At 66.4% G+C, this 1,763-nt stretch carries 2 protein-coding genes and 1 tRNA gene; all 3 read left to right on the plus strand.

From position 1 onward, the window contains the following. The first annotated feature begins 90 nt into the window (after positions 1-90). The 3 genes from mutY to V6M51_RS15965 all read left to right on the plus strand — a co-directional run bounded on the left by mutY (position 91) and on the right by V6M51_RS15965 (position 1,763). Positions 91-1,158: an A/G-specific adenine glycosylase gene (gene mutY, locus V6M51_RS15955; RefSeq protein WP_332768746.1), complete on the plus strand. Its 1,068-nt coding sequence runs from the start codon at positions 91-93 to the stop codon at positions 1,156-1,158. Next, positions 1,155-1,427, plus strand: a complete 273-nt coding sequence (locus V6M51_RS15960) for an oxidative damage protection protein (RefSeq protein WP_332768748.1) — start codon at positions 1,155-1,157, stop codon at positions 1,425-1,427. Before mutY ends, V6M51_RS15960 begins: the two co-directional genes overlap by 4 nt. Before the next feature lie 263 nt (positions 1,428-1,690). After that, a tRNA-Phe gene (locus V6M51_RS15965) sits at positions 1,691-1,763 on the plus strand.

Consider the following 1,763-nt stretch of genomic DNA (forward strand, 5'->3'; position numbering starts at 1 on the left):
CGGCGGCAAGCTGACCGAGAAGCTCGAGGAAAAACTCGGCGACAAAGTCAGCCCGGAACTGAAGGACGCGCTCAAGGGCCTGTTCAACCAATGAGCCCCACGCAATTCTCCACCGCGGTGCTCGACTGGTACGACCGCCACGGACGCAAGGACCTGCCCTGGCAACAGGGCATCAGCCCCTACCGCGTCTGGGTCTCGGAAATCATGCTGCAGCAGACCCAGGTCGGCACCGTACTCGGCTACTTCGAGCGTTTCATGGCCGCCCTCCCTAACGTGCAGGCCCTGGCCGAGGCGGCGGAAGACGAGGTGCTGCACCTGTGGACCGGCCTCGGCTACTACACCCGCGCGCGCAACCTGCAGAATACCGCGCGGATCGTCATGGCCGAGCACGGCGGCGAATTCCCCCGCGACCTCGAGGCACTGACTGCCCTGCCCGGCATCGGCCGCTCCACCGCCGGCGCCATCGCCAGCCTGAGCATGGGCCTGCGCGCGCCGATTCTCGACGGCAACGTCAAGCGCGTACTGGCGCGCTACGTGGCCCAGGAGGGTTATCCCGGCGAGCCGAAAGTCGCCAGGCAGCTGTGGGAGGTGGCCGAGCGCCTCACCCCACAGACGCGGGTCAACCACTACACCCAGGCGATGATGGACCTGGGCGCCACCCTCTGCACCCGCAGCAAGCCCAGCTGCCTGCTCTGCCCGCTCAAGAGCGGCTGCCGGGCCCACCTGCTCGGCCTGGAGATCCGCTACCCGATCGCCAAGCCGCGCAAGGCGCTGCCGCAGAAGCGCACGCTGATGCCGATCCTGGCCAACGGCGACGGCGCCATCCTGCTCTATCGCCGCCCATCCAGCGGCCTCTGGGGCGGCCTCTGGAGCCTGCCGGAGCTGGACGGCCTGGACGCACTCGAGCCCCTCGCCAGCCGGCACGCCCTGCGCCTCGGCGAACGCCGCGAGCTGAACGGCCTGACGCATACCTTCAGCCACTTCCAGCTGGCCATCGAACCCTGGCTGATCCGCGTCGAAGGCGCCGGCGACGGCGTGGCCGAGGCCGACTGGCTCTGGTATAACCTCGCCACCCCGCCGCGCCTGGGGCTCGCCGCCCCGGTGAAGAAGCTGCTCAAGCGCGCGGCCGACGCCCTGAATGCAGGAGAGACGCCATGACCCGTACCGTGATGTGCCGCAAGTACCAGCAGGAGCTGCCCGGCCTGGACCGCCCGCCCTACCCGGGCGCCAAGGGCGAAGACATCTACAACAACATCTCCAGGCAGGCCTGGGACGAATGGCAGAAGCACCAGACCCTGCTGATCAACGAACGCCGCCTGAACATGATGAACGCCGAGGACCGCAAGTTCCTCCAGGCCGAGATGGACAAGTTCTTCTCCGGCGAGGAATACGCCAAGGCCGAAGGCTACGTGCCGCCCAGCGAGTAGCTCCGCCGCCGATCACCTGTAGGAGCGGGCTTGCCCGCGATCAGCTCGCCCCGCAGGTATCGAGGCCATGACTGCACCTTTTGTAGCCCGCATGAAATCCGGGAAAACCCGGCACCTAAAAAATCGCCCCAGGATTGCATCCGGGCTACACGAGCGCACCACCCCGCTCCCCCTGCCTGAACCTAACCGCCCGTATTAATTAAATATTTTTCAAACTCGCGCTTGACACCCATCCGCCAAATCCGTCTAATAGCGCCCCGTTGGCCCAGGTAGCTCAGTCGGTAGAGCAGGGGATTGAAAATCCCCGTGTCGGCGGTTCGATTCCGTCCCTGGGCA

Origin of the sequence: Phenylobacterium sp., from assembly GCF_036677185.1 — a bacterium.
Classification (GTDB): Bacteria; Pseudomonadota; Alphaproteobacteria; order Caulobacterales; family Caulobacteraceae; genus Phenylobacterium.

Excerpts from the sequence above, each read along its gene's own strand:
- V6M51_RS15960 (WP_332768748.1), top strand. The coding sequence starts at position 1,155 with ATGACCCGTACCGTGATGTGCCGCAAGTACCAGCAGGAGCTGCCCGGC.
- mutY (WP_332768746.1), top strand. The coding sequence starts at position 91 with ATGAGCCCCACGCAATTCTCCACCGCGGTGCTCGACTGGTACGACCGC.